Source organism: Halomonas sp. PAMB 3232 (assembly GCF_031954225.1).
Lineage (GTDB): Bacteria > Pseudomonadota > Gammaproteobacteria > Pseudomonadales > Halomonadaceae > Vreelandella.
The window spans coordinates 2,390,396-2,405,329 of the sequence record NZ_CP134865.1 but is presented as its reverse complement, the minus strand read 5'-3'; the positions used below and the strand labels follow the sequence as shown (position 1 = coordinate 2,405,329).

Annotated in this window: 10 protein-coding genes; 8 read left to right on the top strand and 2 right to left on the bottom strand. The window is 63.2% G+C overall.

All coding sequences use genetic code 11. The features are described from left to right. Nucleotides 1–2: 2 nt before the first annotated feature. The 6 genes from RN346_RS10960 to RN346_RS10935 all read left to right on the top strand — a co-directional run bounded on the left by RN346_RS10960 (nucleotide 3) and on the right by RN346_RS10935 (nucleotide 9,599). Nucleotides 3–1,697 carry an AMP-binding protein gene (locus RN346_RS10960; protein ID WP_311961148.1) on the top strand — a complete coding sequence of 565 codons (1,695 nt, stop codon included), beginning with the start codon at nucleotides 3–5 and terminating at the stop codon, nucleotides 1,695–1,697. Nucleotides 1,698–1,798: 101 nt separating this feature from the next. Then, the gene (gene hrpA, locus RN346_RS10955) at nucleotides 1,799–5,800 is read left to right on the top strand and encodes an ATP-dependent RNA helicase HrpA (protein WP_311961147.1); all 4,002 of its coding nucleotides are present in this window, start codon (nucleotides 1,799–1,801) and stop codon (nucleotides 5,798–5,800) included. Nucleotides 5,801–5,915: 115 nt separating this feature from the next. After that, entirely contained in the window at nucleotides 5,916–7,037 is a 1,122-nt protein-coding gene (locus tag RN346_RS10950) for a beta-ketoacyl-ACP synthase III (protein WP_311961146.1), read from the top strand. A gap of 135 nt (nucleotides 7,038–7,172) precedes the next feature. Continuing rightward, entirely contained in the window at nucleotides 7,173–7,892 is a 720-nt protein-coding gene (locus RN346_RS10945; protein ID WP_409335801.1) for a VacJ family lipoprotein, read from the top strand. A gap of 8 nt (nucleotides 7,893–7,900) precedes the next feature. After that, nucleotides 7,901–9,094, top strand: a complete 1,194-nt coding sequence (locus RN346_RS10940) for a PP2C family protein-serine/threonine phosphatase (protein WP_311961145.1) — start codon at nucleotides 7,901–7,903, stop codon at nucleotides 9,092–9,094. Then, nucleotides 9,084–9,599 carry an STAS domain-containing protein gene (locus tag RN346_RS10935; RefSeq protein ID WP_263586769.1) on the top strand — a complete coding sequence of 172 codons (516 nt, stop codon included), beginning with the start codon at nucleotides 9,084–9,086 and terminating at the stop codon, nucleotides 9,597–9,599. Before RN346_RS10940 ends, RN346_RS10935 begins: the two co-directional genes overlap by 11 nt. A 106-nt stretch (nucleotides 9,600–9,705) precedes the next feature. On the opposite strand, the gene tal is transcribed toward RN346_RS10935, so the two are convergent. Both tal and RN346_RS10925 read right to left on the bottom strand, forming a co-directional pair. Continuing rightward, nucleotides 9,706–10,641, bottom strand: a complete 936-nt coding sequence (gene tal / locus RN346_RS10930; protein ID WP_311961144.1) for a transaldolase — start codon at nucleotides 10,639–10,641, stop codon at nucleotides 9,706–9,708. Between the two features lie 28 nt (nucleotides 10,642–10,669). Next, nucleotides 10,670–12,313, bottom strand: coding sequence for a methyl-accepting chemotaxis protein (locus RN346_RS10925; RefSeq protein WP_311958239.1), 1,644 nt, complete (start codon nucleotides 12,311–12,313; stop codon nucleotides 10,670–10,672). 192 nt (nucleotides 12,314–12,505) lie between these two features. On the opposite strand from RN346_RS10925, the gene RN346_RS10920 reads away from it, so the two are divergent. Continuing rightward, entirely contained in the window at nucleotides 12,506–13,693 is a 1,188-nt protein-coding gene (locus RN346_RS10920) for a multidrug effflux MFS transporter (protein WP_311958238.1), read from the top strand. A 153-nt stretch (nucleotides 13,694–13,846) separates the two neighbouring features. Then, the gene (locus tag RN346_RS10915; protein ID WP_311961143.1) at nucleotides 13,847–14,863 is read left to right on the top strand and encodes a substrate-binding domain-containing protein; all 1,017 of its coding nucleotides are present in this window, start codon (nucleotides 13,847–13,849) and stop codon (nucleotides 14,861–14,863) included. Nucleotides 14,864–14,934: the final 71 nt, after the last annotated feature.

Genomic DNA, 14,934 nt, shown 5'->3' with positions numbered 1-14,934 from the left:
CCATGAGCGAACACGCCGATGCTCCCATTTTGAATGGCCCCACGCTTGAAGGACTGGATCAATTTGATTCCGTTGTCGACGTTTTCGACAACGCCGTCAAACGCTACGGCGACCGGCCCGCGTTTAGCTGCATGGGGCAAACCCTGAGCTTTGACGAGCTCGACCGCTATGCCGGGCGCTTCGCCAGCTGGGTGCAGAATCATACCGATCTAAAGCCCGGCGATCGCATCGCCATTCAGCTGCCCAACGTGCTGCAGTTTCCCGTGGCGGTGTTCGGCGCGCTGCGCGCGGGGCTGGTGGTGGTCAACACCAACCCGCTCTACACCGAACGTGAAATGGCCCACCAGTTCAAGGACTCCGGCGCAAAGGCGATCCTGATTCTGGCGAACATGGCGCACAAGCTCGACAAGGTGCTCGACAAAACCGATATCAAACACGTGGTAGTCACCGAACTCGCCGATCTTCACGGCGTGCCGAAACGCTGGCTGATCAACGCCGCGGTCAAGTACGTCAAGAAGATGGTGCCGACCTACCGGCTGCCTGGCGCCACCGGCTTTCGCCAGGTCATGAAGGCCGGCCAGGAGAAAGACTTTACCCCGGTCAAACGCACCCCGGACGACGTCGCAGCGCTCCAATACACCGGCGGCACCACCGGCCGGCCCAAGGGCGCAATGCTGACCAACACCAACCTGATCGCCAACATGCTGCAGGCGCGTGCGGCGATCGGCAAGCACCTGAAGGACGGCAGCGAAACGATCATCGCGCCGCTGCCGGTCTATCATATCTACACCTTCACGGTGAACTGTCTGTTTTTGATGGATACCGGCAACCATTCGGTGCTGATCACCAACCCCCGCGATTTGCCCGGCTTCGTCAAGGAGCTCAAGAAGCTCAAGTTCTCCGGTTTTATCGGGCTCAATACGCTGTTCAACGCGCTGTGCCAGCGCGACGACTTCAAAGCGCTCGACTTTTCGCACCTGAAACTCACTATTTCTGGCGGCATGGCGCTGACCAAACCCGTCGCCCAGCGTTGGGAAGAGGTGACCGGCTGCCCGGTGGCGGAAGGGTACGGGCTGACCGAGACCTCGCCGGTGGTGAGCTTCAACCCCACCGACGCCATCAAGCTTGGCACCATCGGCAAGCCCGTGGCGGGCACCTCGGTCAAGACCGTGGACGCCGACGGTCACGATGTGGCTCTGGGTGAGCCCGGCGAGCTCTGCATCAAGGGGCCTCAGGTGATGAAGGGGTACTGGAACCAGGACGGCGAGACGAAAAAGTCGATCGACGAAGGCGGCTGGTTTCACAGCGGCGATATCGCCGTGCTCCAGGATGACGGCTACATTCGCATCGTGGACCGTAAAAAGGACATGATTCTGATCTCCGGCTTCAACGTCTATCCCAATGAGATCGAGGACGTAGTGGCCGGCCACCCGGACGTCGTCGAAGCGGCAGCGGTGGGTGTGCCGGATGAAGACGCGGGTGAAGCGATCAAGCTCTTCGTGGTCTCGAAAAATTCGAGCCTCGACGCCGAGACGCTGCGCGCCTGGTGCAAGAAAGAGCTGACCGCCTATAAAGTGCCCAAGTACGTCGAGTTTCGCGATGAGCTGCCCAAGACCAACGTGGGCAAGGTGCTGCGCCGCGAGCTGCGCGACGAGCAAAAAAGCGAAGAGAAGGGCGAGGAGCAGGCGAACGTCTGACCCCAGGGGAGGGGCGCCTTGCCGGGTTAGCCCTGTTGCGAGTGAAAGCGCTATACTGTTCGGCCCGCTTTTTCAGGCGGGCCGAATTTTTGTTTCTCCAGATGGAATTTGAGCCTAACGTGACCACCGAGACGCCCTCCTTGACCAGCGCCGACCAGGTAACGCAGCTCGAGCGCGCCCTCGACGAGTTGACCCTTCGCGACCGCCACCGCCTGGCGCGGCGAGTCGACGGGCTCAAGCGGCGTCTGCGTGAGGACAAGCCCATCGACCGCGGCTTGGCCGAACTAAGCCGCGACATCGACAAGGCCCAGCGCCATTTCGAGCGCCGTGCCTCGACCCATGTGGCGGTCAGCTACCCGCCCAATCTTCCCGTGGTCGAGCGCCGCGAGGACATTCTGGAGGCGATACGCGATCACCAGGTGGTGGTGGTGGCCGGTGAAACCGGCTCTGGCAAGACGACCCAGCTGCCCAAGATCTGCCTGGAGCTCGGCCGCGGCCGCCGGGGGCTGATTGGACACACCCAGCCGCGGCGTCTTGCCGCGCGCAGCGTCGCCATGCGTATCTCCGAAGAGCTCGAGGTGAATCTGGGCGAGCAGGTGGGCTATCAGGTGCGCTTCACCGATCAAAGTGCGCCGAACACCCTGGTCAAGCTGATGACCGACGGGATCCTGCTGGCCGAAACCCAGCACGACCCGATGCTCTGGCGCTACGACACGATCATCATCGATGAGGCCCACGAGCGCAGTCTCAACATCGACTTTCTGCTGGGATATCTCAAGCGCCTGCTGCCCAAGCGCCCGGATCTCAAGGTGATCATTACCTCGGCGACCATCGACGTCGAGCGCTTCGCCGCCCACTTCAGCGACGGCAAAAAGCCCGCCCCGGTGGTCGAGGTCTCCGGGCGCGCGTATGACGTCGACGTGCTCTACCGTCCGCTGGTCAGAAGCGACGACGACGAAGAGGATCGCACGCTCCAGGAGGGGATTCTTCAGGCGATTGGTGAGATCGAAACCCTGGAGCGCGAGCGCGGCTGGCTGCACGGCCCGCGGGACGTGCTGATTTTTCTGCCCGGCGAGCGCGAGATTCGCGAAACCGCCGACACCCTGCGCCGGGCGGATTTCAAGGGCACCGAAGTGCTGCCGCTCTACGCAAGGCTTTCCAACGAAGAGCAGAACCGGGTGTTTGCCCCGCACCGCGGCCGTCGCATCGTGCTGGCCACCAACGTGGCGGAAACCTCGCTCACCGTGCCCGGCATTCGCTACGTGGTCGACCCGGGGCTGGTGCGCATCAGCCGCTACAGCTACCGGGCGAAGATCCAGCGTCTGCCCATCGAGCCGATCAGCCAGGCCAGCGCCAACCAGCGTAAGGGCCGCTGTGGGCGGGTCGCCGAAGGCGTGTGTATTCGCCTGTACGACGAGGAGGATTTTCTCTCGCGCCCGGCGTTCACCGACCCGGAAATCCAGCGCACCAATCTCGCCTCGGTAATCCTGTCGATGCTCTCGTTGAAGCTTGGCAACATCGAGGCGTTTCCCTTCGTCGATCCGCCGGACAGCCGCTTCGTCAAGGATGGCTTTCGGCTGCTGTTCGAGCTCGGCGCGGTGGATCAGAAAGAGCAGATTAGCCCGCTCGGGCGCAAGCTCGCAAGGCTCCCCATCGACCCTAGGCTTGCGCGCATGGTGCTCGAAGGCGCCGAGCGCCAGAGCCTTCGCGACGTGCTGGTGGTGGTGTCGGCGCTGGCGATCCAGGACCCGCGCGAGCGCCCGGCGGACAAACGTCAGGCGGCCGATCAGGCCCACCAGAAATGGCACGACCCGGACTCCGACTTCGTCGCGCTTTTGAATTTGTGGCACGGCATCGAAAACGCGCGCGCCTCGCTTTCCAGCAGCCAGCTGCGCCGCTGGTGTCGCGATCATTTCATCAATTACCTGCGCATGCGCGAGTGGCACGACACGTTCCGCCAGCTCAGACAGCTTTTGCGCGACATGGAGATCGAGGTGCCGGGGCCGCTGCCTGCCAATGAAGACGAAAGCGAGGAGCAGGCGCGCCAGGCAAGGCGCAAGACGTCGGCCCGGCTTCATCAGTCGCTGCTCTCCGGGCTTTTGTCGAATCTGGGTAATCTGCTCGAGAACCGCGAATATCTGGGCGCGCGCAACCGCAAGTTCTTCATCCACCCGGGCTCGGGGCTCGCCAAAAAGACGCCCAAATGGGTAATGGCGTTCGAGCTGGTCGAAACCACCAAACTCTACGCCCGCACCGTAGCGAAGATCGATCCGACGTGGATCGAGCCTCAGGCCGAACATCTGGTCAAGCGAAGCTACAGCGAGCCGCATTGGGAAATGAAGCGCGCTCAGGTCGTGGCCTTCGAGCAGGTCACGCTGTTTGGTCTTCCGATCGTCTCACGCCGGCGGATCAATTTTGGTCCCATCGACCCGAAAGCGTCCCGCGAGATCTTCATCCGCCGGGCGCTGGTCGAAGGCGAGTTCCAGACCAAAGGCGCGTTTTTCGCCCACAACCGTGAGCTGATCAACGAGGTCGAAGCGCTCGAGGACCGGGCGCGGCGTCGCGACATTCTGGTCGATGAAGAGACGCTGTTTGCCTTTTACGATGAGCGCATTCCGTCTGATGTGGTCAACGGCAAGGGCTTCGAGCACTGGCGCAAGCAGGCCGAGCGCGAAACGCCCGAGCTTTTGCACTTCGACATCGCCTCGCTCAAGGCACGCGAGGCCGAGGACGTCACGCGTGCCCAGTACCCGGATTACCTGACCCTGGGGGGCGTTGCCTACCCGGTAAGCTACCACTTTGCCCCCGGCGCCGAAGACGATGGCGTCACGCTTACCGTGCCTGCGGCGATGCTTTCGCAGCTGCCGGCAAACGCGCTGGAGTGGCTGGTGCCGGGGCTTTTGCGCGAAAAGTGTATTGCGCTTCTGAAGTCGTTGCCCAAGAGCATTCGCCGCCAGGTCGTGCCGATTCCCGACTGGGTCGACGCCGCGCTGCAAACGCTGTTGCCCGGGGAGCGCCCACTGACCGAGGCGCTGGGCGAGTTTCTGCGCCAGCGCACCGGCACCCGCGTTCACCCGGACGACTGGCGTTTCGACCAGCTCGACGCGCACCTGATCATGAACGTGCGCGTGGTCGACCACGCGGGTGAAACACTCGGCCAGGGGCGCGACGTGCGCGCGCTGGAAAAGCGCTTCGAGCAAGCGGCCAATTTGGGCGCCCAGGCGCTGGCCAGAGAGGCCACCCAGGCACCGGCTCTAAACGAGCTCCCACCATCGCCGCTGCCCGAGTCGCGGGTGACTACCCAGGCCGGCATCCGCGTGGAGGCTTACCCGGCGCTGACCGTCGACGGAGCGTCCTTCAAGGTGGCGCTATTCGATCACCCGGCCAAGGCCCTGGCCGCGCACCGGGAAGGTGTGGCGCGGCTTGCGATCACCCAGCGCGGCGAGCGGGTCAAGGCCATTCGCGCGCTGCCACGTCTTGAAAAGTGCGCGCTGCTGTTCACCAACGTCGGCGCGAAGTCCGCATTCATCGACGACGTGCTGCTGGCGGTGTTTACCCAGGTCGTGGCCATCGATCCGCTGCCGCGCTCATCGGGGGAGCTGGAGACCCGCCTTAATGAGGTGGAAGACCAGCTGCCCGAGCGCGCCGAAAAACTCTTGAAAGAGGTCGAGGCGGCGCTCAAGGCGCATCTCGAACTTGCCAAGCGGCTCAAGGGCAATCTCGACTTCTCCCAAGCACTCGTTTATAGCGATGTGCGGGCGCAAATGCAGCGTTTGGTCTATCCTGGCTTCATCCGTGATGCGGGGGCGTGGCTTTCGGAGTACCCTCGGTACTTCGACGCCGCGCTGATACGTCTTGAAAAGGCGGGGCGCGAGCGCGGGCGCGACCAGATGATGATGAAAGAGATTCAGGCGCTGGAGGCGAAGTTCGACGCAAGGCGTGAAAGCGAGCGCCGCGGCCAGGTCGAGGATCCGGTGCTGGTCGCCTTCGGCTGGTGGATTCAGGAGCTTCGCGTGTCGCTGTTCGCCCAGCAGCTCGGTACTCTCATGCCGGTGTCGGTCAAGCGCCTCGAAAAACAGTGGGAAGAGATTACGCGCCCGTAAGGCGCAACGCGCGCCCTCCAGGGCCGGGGGCGACGATGACACTCAACGCAGCAGGCCGAGTGCCTAAGCAGGCCAGGTACCGGGGTCGTTGAGCACAACGCGAGGGAGAACAAGTATGAATGACGTGGTGATTACCGGCACGGGCCTATATACACCGGAACACGCCATCGACAACGAGGCGCTGGTCGCGACGTTCAACGCGTTTGTTGACCGTCACAACGAGCGCTTTAGCGCCGAAATTGCCGCCGGCGAGCGCGAGGCGCTGGCCTACTCGAGCAGCGAATTCATCGAAAAGGCCTCGGGCATCAAAAGCCGGTACGTGCTCGATGCTGAGGGTATTCTCGACCCCGCGCGCATGCGCCCAAATCTGCCTCAGCGCAGCGACGACGAGCCGTCGATCCAGTGCGAGATGGCCGTTCACGCCGCTGGGCAGGCGCTGAAAAACGCCGGCGTCGAGGCCGAGGGAATCGAGCTCGTCATCGTGGCCTGCTCGAATCTGGAGCGCGCCTATCCGGCGGTGGCGGTCGAGATCCAGCAGGCGCTCGGCACCGCGGGCTACGGCTTCGACATGAACGTCGCCTGCAGCTCAGCCACCTTTGCCATCGAAACCGCGGCCAACGCCATCGCGTCAGGAAGCGTCAAGCGCGCGCTGGTGGTGAGCCCTGAAATCTGCTCGGCGCATTTGAACTTCACCGACCGCGACAGCCATTTCATCTTCGGCGACGCGTGCACGGCGGTGGTGCTCGAGCGAAGCGATCTCGCCGGGGCGAGCCAGCGCTTCGAGGTGCTGGGCACACGTTTGGTCACCCGGTTCTCGAACGCCATTCGCAACAACGCCGGCTTTTTGAACCGCGTGACCGACAGCGACCCGCTCGGCGTCGACAAGTTGTTCGTGCAGCAGGGGCGGCAGGTGTTCAAGGAGGTGTGCCCGATGGTGGCCAGTCTCATCACCTCGCATCTGGCCTCGCTCGAACTCGAAGGCTCTGACGTCAAGCGATTGTGGCTGCATCAGGCGAACCGGCACATGAACGATTTGATCGCGCGCAGGGTGCTCGGGTTCGACCCCAACGAAAGTCAGGCGCCGATCATTCTCGATCGCTACGCTAATACGAGCTCTGCCGGATCGATCATCGCGTTTCACTTGCACCGCGACGATTTCAAGACTGGCGACACTGGCCTGATCTGCTCCTTCGGGGCAGGCTATAGCGCCGGCAGCGTCGTGCTGCGCTGTCAGTAGACGCGTGTATTAAATAAAGCAGGGACACACTAAAAAGAGGGAATCATCATGTCAGGGTTACTAGCCGCCTCAAGGGCCAATCGACTCAACGCCGGCGCGCTCAAGAGCGTTTTGCCGGTCGTGCTGCTGGCCACCATGGGGCTGTCCGGCTGTGCCAGCACCCAAACGACGGCGCAGCAGGCGCACCCGGACGACCCCTGGGAGAGCTTCAACCGGCGCGTGTTCGCCTTCAACGACGTGCTTGACCGCTACGCGTTGAAGCCGGTCGCCACCGGCTATCGCAACGTCACGCCAGACCCGGTACAGACTGGCGTGGGCAACTTCTTCTCCAACCTCGGCGAGATCCGCACCGCGCTCAACAGCCTCTTGCAGGGCAAGCCGGCCAACGCCGGGCTTGCGACGTCGCGGTTTTTGATCAACTCGACGGTCGGGATCGGTGGTCTTCTGGACTACGCGACCCACATGGAGATCACCGCCGACGAGGAAGATTTCGGCCAGACCCTGGCGCGCTGGGGCTGGAGCGACTCGCGCTATCTGGTGTTGCCGCTGCTCGGCCCGAGCACGCTGCGCGACACCACGGGCCTGCCGGCGGATATCGCGGCCTACCCCAATACCTACGTCGAGGACGATGCGGTACGTATCAGCCTGACCGCGCTCAACGTCATCGACACCCGGGCGGGGCTGCTCGACCAGGAGTCGCTGATCAGCGGCGACCGCTACCAATTCATTCGCGACGCCTACCTGCAGCGTCGCCAGTTCATGATCAACGACGGCGAGCTCGGTGACGACCCCTTCGCCATGGACAGCTTTGAATTCGACGATGCAGATTTTGGTGACGATGACGTCGCCGACTGAGGCTTGATATGGATTCCTCCAAGCATCTGATCGCGGTCATCGATGCCCCGGGCGATGAGCGCGATGCGCTCACTCGCGCCATCACCTGCCGCGACATGGCGGTGCTGGCCGCCAGCGACATCGAACGTTTGCCCGACAACGTCGCGCTGGTTGTGGCGCGGGTCGGCGTGGTGCCCCGCGAGCAGTGGGCGCTGTTGGCCGCCCGGGTGCCAACGTTGGTAGTCAGCGACTCCCGTGAGGACCAGGCGCTCTTTCAGGCGGTGGAGAGCGGACTTCTGGATCACGTGGTCGACCCCTTGCGACACAGCGAGCTTTTACGGCGCATGATTCGCAAGGCGGTCGAACTCAGTGCGCTTGCCCGCGAGCGCGAGCGCGACCGGGCGCGCCTCAAGGAGCTCAACGAAAGCCTGGAGACGCACCTGGCGCTTTTGCGCATGGACCAGCAAAGCGGCGGGCATATCCAGCGCCGTTTGCTGCCGGTGAACGCGCGCACTATCAACGGCATTCGATTCGATTACTGGTTCGCGCCGTCGCTCTATTTGTCCGGCGATTTTCTCGACTATCAGCCGTTCAATGAGCGCTTCAGCGCCTTCTATTTTGCCGATGTATCCGGCCACGGCGCCTCGTCGGCCTTCGTCACGGTGTTGCTCAAGTACTTGTTTATTCGCTGGCTTAACGAGTGGGACGGCCAAGGGCCGGAGCGTTTGGCCGCCACGTGGCTCAAGGCGCTCAACCGCGAGCTTCAGGATACCGATATCGGCAAGCACGCCACCCTTTTCGTAGGGGTGATTGACCACGAGGCCAAGACCCTTCACTATTCGCTCGGTGCACAGCTGCCGATGCCGATACTGGTGACCGACCAGGGCCTGACGCGCCTTGAAGGCGAAGGCATGCCGGTCGGGCTTTTCCCCGATATCGAGTATCCTTCTCTTAGCTGTGACCTTCCGCCTGACTTTCGCCTGTGGCTCTGTTCAGACGGCGTATTGGAATGCTTGCCGGGTAAGACGCTCGACACGCGGCTCATGGAGCTTGAGCAATTAGTAAGCGAGAGTGAGACACTCGAGCGGTTGCGCGACCGGCTGGTTCAGACCAACGCCCTGCTGATGGAGGGGGAGACGGCTGACGAGGAGAGCCAGGACCGCAACGCTTTACCCGACGATCTGACAATCATGATGGTGAGCGGATTTGGTCATGCTGATTGAGGAAGGCCGTATCAAGGCGGCATTCGATTCCGGGGTTTTCATCCTGAAGCTCTGTGGCGACGTGCGCCTGACGCTCTGCGCCACGCTCGACGTCCAGGCCCAGCGGCTCGCCGACACGCCCGGGCTTCGCTCGGTGATGATCGACCTGCGCGAGGCGAGTAACGTCGACTCCAGTGCCCTGGGCTTTCTGGCCAAGGTAGCCATGGCGGTGAAAGGGCGTCTGGAACATCCGCCGACGATCATCGCTGACAACCCCGATATTCAGAAAATGCTGGATGTGATGGGGTTCGCGCGTTTTTTTACCCTGGTCGAGGCGCCGCTTCAAAACGCGGGCGGCATTGACCCGACGCTGACCGAGCTGCCCGAAGTGCCCACGGACGAGGAGGGGCTGCGTGATCGAATCCTCGAGGCTCACCGTATCCTGATGCACATGAACGAACACAACCGCGAACAGTTTCAGCCGCTGGTCGACATGCTGGAATCCCAGGACTCGCCGGTACACTAGGGTCATCGCTCGATGACCCTTCGCTTGACATCAAAGGCCCCGGGGCGCAACCCCCGGGGCCTTTATCATCTCCGCCTGGGTGGCACGGCCCGCCCCGCCGGGGTGATCACTGGCGCAGTTTGGCCAGCAGCTCCTCGAGCTTTTTCTGATCCGCCATGAACTTGCGGATGCCTTCGGCGAGCTTGTCGTGGGCCATTTCATCATCGTTCATCGCCCAGCGAAACTCCTGCTCGCTCAAGGCGTCATCGGCGCCTACCTTCGCGCTTTTCACGCTCAGCTTGCGCTCGAGCGTGCCGTGCTCTTCATCGAGCCCGTTGAGCAGCGCCGGCGAGATGGTCAGGCGGTCGCAGCCGGCGAGCGACTTGATTTCGTCGACGTTGCGAAAGCTTGCGCCCATCACGATGGTGGCGTAATTCTGCGCCTTGTAGTACTCGAAGATGCGCTTGACCGAGGCCACCCCGGGGTCGTTGTCGCCGCTGAAGTCGCCGTCCGGATTTTGCGCCTTGTGCCAGTCGAGAATACGTCCGACGAAGGGCGAGATCAGCGTCGCGCCGGCGTCGGCGCAGGCCTTGGCCTGGGCGAAGCCGAACAAGAGCGTGAGGTTGGTACGAATGCCGTCGCGCTCGAGCGCTCGCGCCGCCTGAATCCCCTCCCAGGTCGAGGCAGTCTTGATCAGAATTCGCTCGGCGGGAACGCCGTTTTTCGCGTAACGCTCGATCAGCGAGTGCGCTTTTTTGATCGTTGCCTCGCGGTCAAACGAGAGTCGCGAGCTGACCTCGGTAGAGACGTAGCCTGGCACCAGCTCGCTGATTTCGGAGCCGATCTCTACCGCAACCCGATCCACCGCCTCGTCGATGTCCGCGCTTTCGCGGGCGATGACGGCGAGGCGCTCGCGGCGATCCTCCTGCTGGGCGGCCTGCAGGATGAGCGACGGGTTGGTGGTGGCATCCTCCGGGCGAAAGCGGCGGATCGTTTCCAGATCGCCGGTGTCGGCGACGACCTTGGTCATCTCTTTTAGCTGCGCGAGTAGGCTCGTGCTCATGTAAGGCTCCTCCCTGTTGAGTCCAGCCCTACTCTAACAAGGCTTCCGGTCTGTGGATATTGCCGCGGGCCGATTGCACCAACGCCTGGTCGGGGCGCCAGTGAAAGCCGGCCGGCGGAGCATCGTCGATTTGAAAAGCGTCGGCGGCTTCTCTGAGCGCCTCGGCGATCTGCTCGAGTGCGAGCGCGTCCCGGGCGCTTTGTTCGACCCGGTCGGCACTGGCCCGGTGGGTTTGGGTCTGCTCGGCAAGCGTGGCGTTGAGCCGCTCGATATGACGATGCTGCTCCTGGGCGGCGCTGGCGATGTGCGCCATCAGGCGATTGGCCTGCTCGCCAGCGTCGGCGATGTCGTGCATGGTGTCGCTTGCCTGGCGCGAGCGCGCGTAGCCCTGCTCGATCTGGCGGCCCGACTCTGCCAGAAGCGCTCTGATCTCGCCGGCGGCGTCGGCGCTTCGCGTGGCGAGCGTTCTGACCTCCTCTGCCACCACCGCGAACCCCTTGCCCTCGGTGCCGGCGCGTGCTGCCTCCACCGAGGCGTTGAGCGCGAGAATGTTGGTCTGAAACGCGATCGCATCGATGGCCTCGACGATCCCGTCCACTTCGCGAGCGCGCGCCTGGATGCGCTCCATGGTGGCGAGAAAGTCGCTCATCACCTCGCTTCCTTCGGCCGTGCGCGCTCGGGCCGAAGCGGTCAGGTTGGCCGCCTCGGCGGCAAAGCCGGCGGTGGAGGCGGTGTGCGTGGTGAGCTCGTCGAGCGTGGTGGTCGTGGCCGCGTGAAAGGCCTGCTGCTCACGACTCTGTACGGTCAGCTCTTCGCTTCCCAGTGCCAGGCGCTGGGCGCTTTCGAACATCGAGCGGCTCTGGGTGTGAAGCTGGGTGACGGTGTCGATGAACGCGCGGCGCATGGTGTCTAGCTCGGCGTAAAGTTGGCCGATTTCATTACGCCCCGGGCTCTCGACCTTCCGGCTCAAATCGCCCCTGGCGAGGGTACGAAGATGGCCCACCAGGGTTTTGATCGGGCGCAGAAAGTAGCGCTGCCCGATCACGGCGATCATCAGCAGAATACCGAGCGTTGCCAGCACGCCCGCGATCAGCGCCTGGCCGAGCGTGGCGGCTTGGCGCTCGGCGCGCGAGAGCAGGGTAGAGCCCTGTTGATCCGCCAGGGCATAGAAGGCGCGCGCCTGCTCGCTAAACGCCTGGCTGAGCGTGAGTGCCTGGGCGGTAAGCTCGCGATACCCGCCGCGGTCGCCGGCGCGTACCGCCGCAAGCTGCTGCTCCATCGTGGCGATCAGCGCCCGAGCCGACGCCTCGAGCGCGTCGCGGCCGGCGTAGTCGGCGCTGGCAGCGAGAAATCGCGCCAGGCCGCTGTTCATCTCTTCGAGGTCGCTTTCTACCGCTTCGAGCGCCTCGATCGGGTCGCCAAGCGAGGGCCGGAGCTGACGCTCGAGCGCCCGGTCGAGGCGGTGAAGCCCTTCAAGGCCTGATATGTGCACCCGATTGAGCGAGGACGCCTGCTGGACGTTGACCCGCTCGAGCAGCGCCAGATCGTTTTGCCCCCGTTCGATCACGCTCCAGGCGAGCAGGGCGAGGGCCACGACGCAGAGCGTGACCAGCGATAGCGCCGCCAAGGCCAGCGTGCGAAGCGAAAGGTGGTGAAGCGCTTTGAGGGTCATGGGCAGTCCGGGTTCGCGTAGTAAAATAGCAGTAGACTAAGCGCGGTTTGTTGCGGTTTTTTGAACCGGGACCTCGAGCGGCGAAGAAGTGCCGTATCATGAAAGCACGCGCGCCGGGCGTTTTCGTCGCTAACGCCGTGATGTTTCGGTTCGGGTGCTTGATGACAGGGTAGCGATGCGATAGGGAGATTCATGCAGCTCAACTCACGCCGGGTGGCGCTTTTGGTCGCCGCCAACACCGCGCTTGCGCCGTTTGCCATCGATGCGTACCTGCCGGCGATCGGTATTCTGGCCCAGGCGATCGATGAAAGTATTCACCGCACCGAGCTTTCGATCAGCATGTTCTTGTTCGGCTTTGCGCTTGGCCAGCTCTGTTTTGGCCCACTCTCCGACCGGGTCGGGCGCAAGCCGGTGTTGATGGGCGGGCTGGTGGTTTTTTTGCTGGCCAGCCTTTTGATCACCACCGTGGATAGCCTTGGCGCGCTGCTGGCCTGGCGCTTCGTGCAGGCGCTCGGCGGCGGGGCGTGCGTGGTGAATTCGGCGGCGATCGTGCGCGACTGCTTTAGCGGGCGCGAAGCGGCGAGGGTGATGTCGACCATGGCAATGATCATGATGCTGGCGCCGCTGGTGGCGCCGGCGGTGGGCAGCCTTTTGCTGCGCGTCGGCGACTGGTGGCTGATCTTCGTGTTTCTGGCGGCCTACGCCGGATTTTTGCTTTGGCTTTTGGGGACGAAGCTCCCGGAAACGCGCGACATGAGCCTGCCGGCCGCTTCGCCGCGCCAAGTGCTGCGTAACTATGCAAGCGTGCTGCGCCACCGCGAGGCGATGGGGTATATCTGCGCGGTCGCCGCCTCCTTCGCCGGGCTTTTTGCCTTCGTCACCGCCTCACCGTTTCTCTATCTGGACTATTTCTCGCTCTCTCCCCATGTTTATCCGGCGGTGTTCGGGGTCAATGTGGTGGTCATCGCGCTCTCCAATCGGGTCAATATCTATCTTCTGCGCTACCGCACGCCGCAGCAAAACCTGCGCCTGGGGTTGGGCGTACAGCTGGTGGCGGCGCTGGCGCTGGTGCTCGTCAACGCCCTGGGGCTGGCCTCGCTTTATGTCGTGGTGCCATTGATCATGCTGTTCACCGGCATGATCGGGCTGATCACGCCCAACGCCATCTCGTCGCTGCTGGATCATTTTGGCCATATCAGCGCCACGGCAACGGCGCTTTTGGGCGGTATTCAGTTCACCTGTGGGGCGCTTGCCGGCGTGGTGGTCGGGCTTTTTGAGGTCGATCACCTGGGGCCGATGCTGCTCACCATGCTGACGGTCGCGCTGCTGGGCAACCTGGGCGTGCGCTGGCTGACGCCGCGCTCAGTAACGCCGCCTTGATACGCGCCTTGGGCCGTGCACGTTAAAAAAAGCAGGTGAGCGCGGCGCTGTCATATAATTGCAATCAAAGCGCGGCAGACTCCTCGGTGTTGAAGGCCACAGGGCCACCTTTTCCAGCGGCGCGCTGGATTTCACACCAAGGGGAACGCAACGATGAATGTAACCAAAAAGACGCTAAGTGTTGCCGTAGTCGCCGCCCTGAGCGCTGGCGTATCCAGCGTAGCCATGGCTCGCGACACCATTCAGATTGCGGGCTCTTCTACCGTACTGCCGTTTGCCAGTATCGTTGCAGAAGAGTTTGGCAACACCTATTCCCAGTTCAACACGCCGGTCGTGGGCTCCGGCGGCTCCAGCGGTGGTCTGCGTCAGTTCTGTCAGGGCGTCGGTGAAAACACCATCGACATCGCCAACGCCTCGCGCCCGATTCGTCAAAGCGAAGTCGAAAGCTGCGGCGAGAACGGCGTCAACGACATTCTCGAGGTGAAATTCGGCTACGACGGTATCGTCTTCGCCTCGCGCCTGGATCAAAACGCATTCGAGCTGACGCCGGAATTCGTTTTCAAGGCCGCCGCCGCCAAGCTGCCCCAGGACGGCGAGCTGGTCGACAACCCCTACACCAACTGGTCCGATATCGACGATAGCCTGCCGGACCAGGAAATCACGCTGGTCATTCCGGCTTCCAACCACGGTACTCGTGAAGTATTCGAAGAGCGCGTGCTGCACGCCGGCTGCGAAGCCGTCGCGGAAGTGGAAGAAGACGCCTGCAACACGCTGCGCGGTGACGGCCGTATCGTCGAAATCGCCGGCGACTACACCGAAACCCTGGCGCGCCTGGACGCCCAGGAGAACGCCGTGGGCGTGTTCGGTTTGAGCTTCTACGACCAGAACCGCGACCGTCTGCAAGTGGCGACCATGGACGGCGTCGAGCCGAGCCTCGAAACCATCGGCTCCGGTGAATACCCGGTATCACGTCCGCTGTTCTTCTACGTGAAAGGCGAGCACCTGGACGTCATCCCCGGCCTTGCCGAGTACACCGAGTTCTTCCTCAACGACATGACCTCTGGCTACGGAAGCCCGTTGGAAGACGCAGGCCTGATCCCGATGGACGAAGGCGAGCGTCAGGAGCAGCTCGAGCAGTTCGAGTCGCGCACCGTGGTCAGCGCCGAGTAACGTCTGGCCCGCCTTGCGACAGGCGCCGTGCCTGACAACGCAAGGCAGGTGAGAAAGTGATTGCGCCGGCA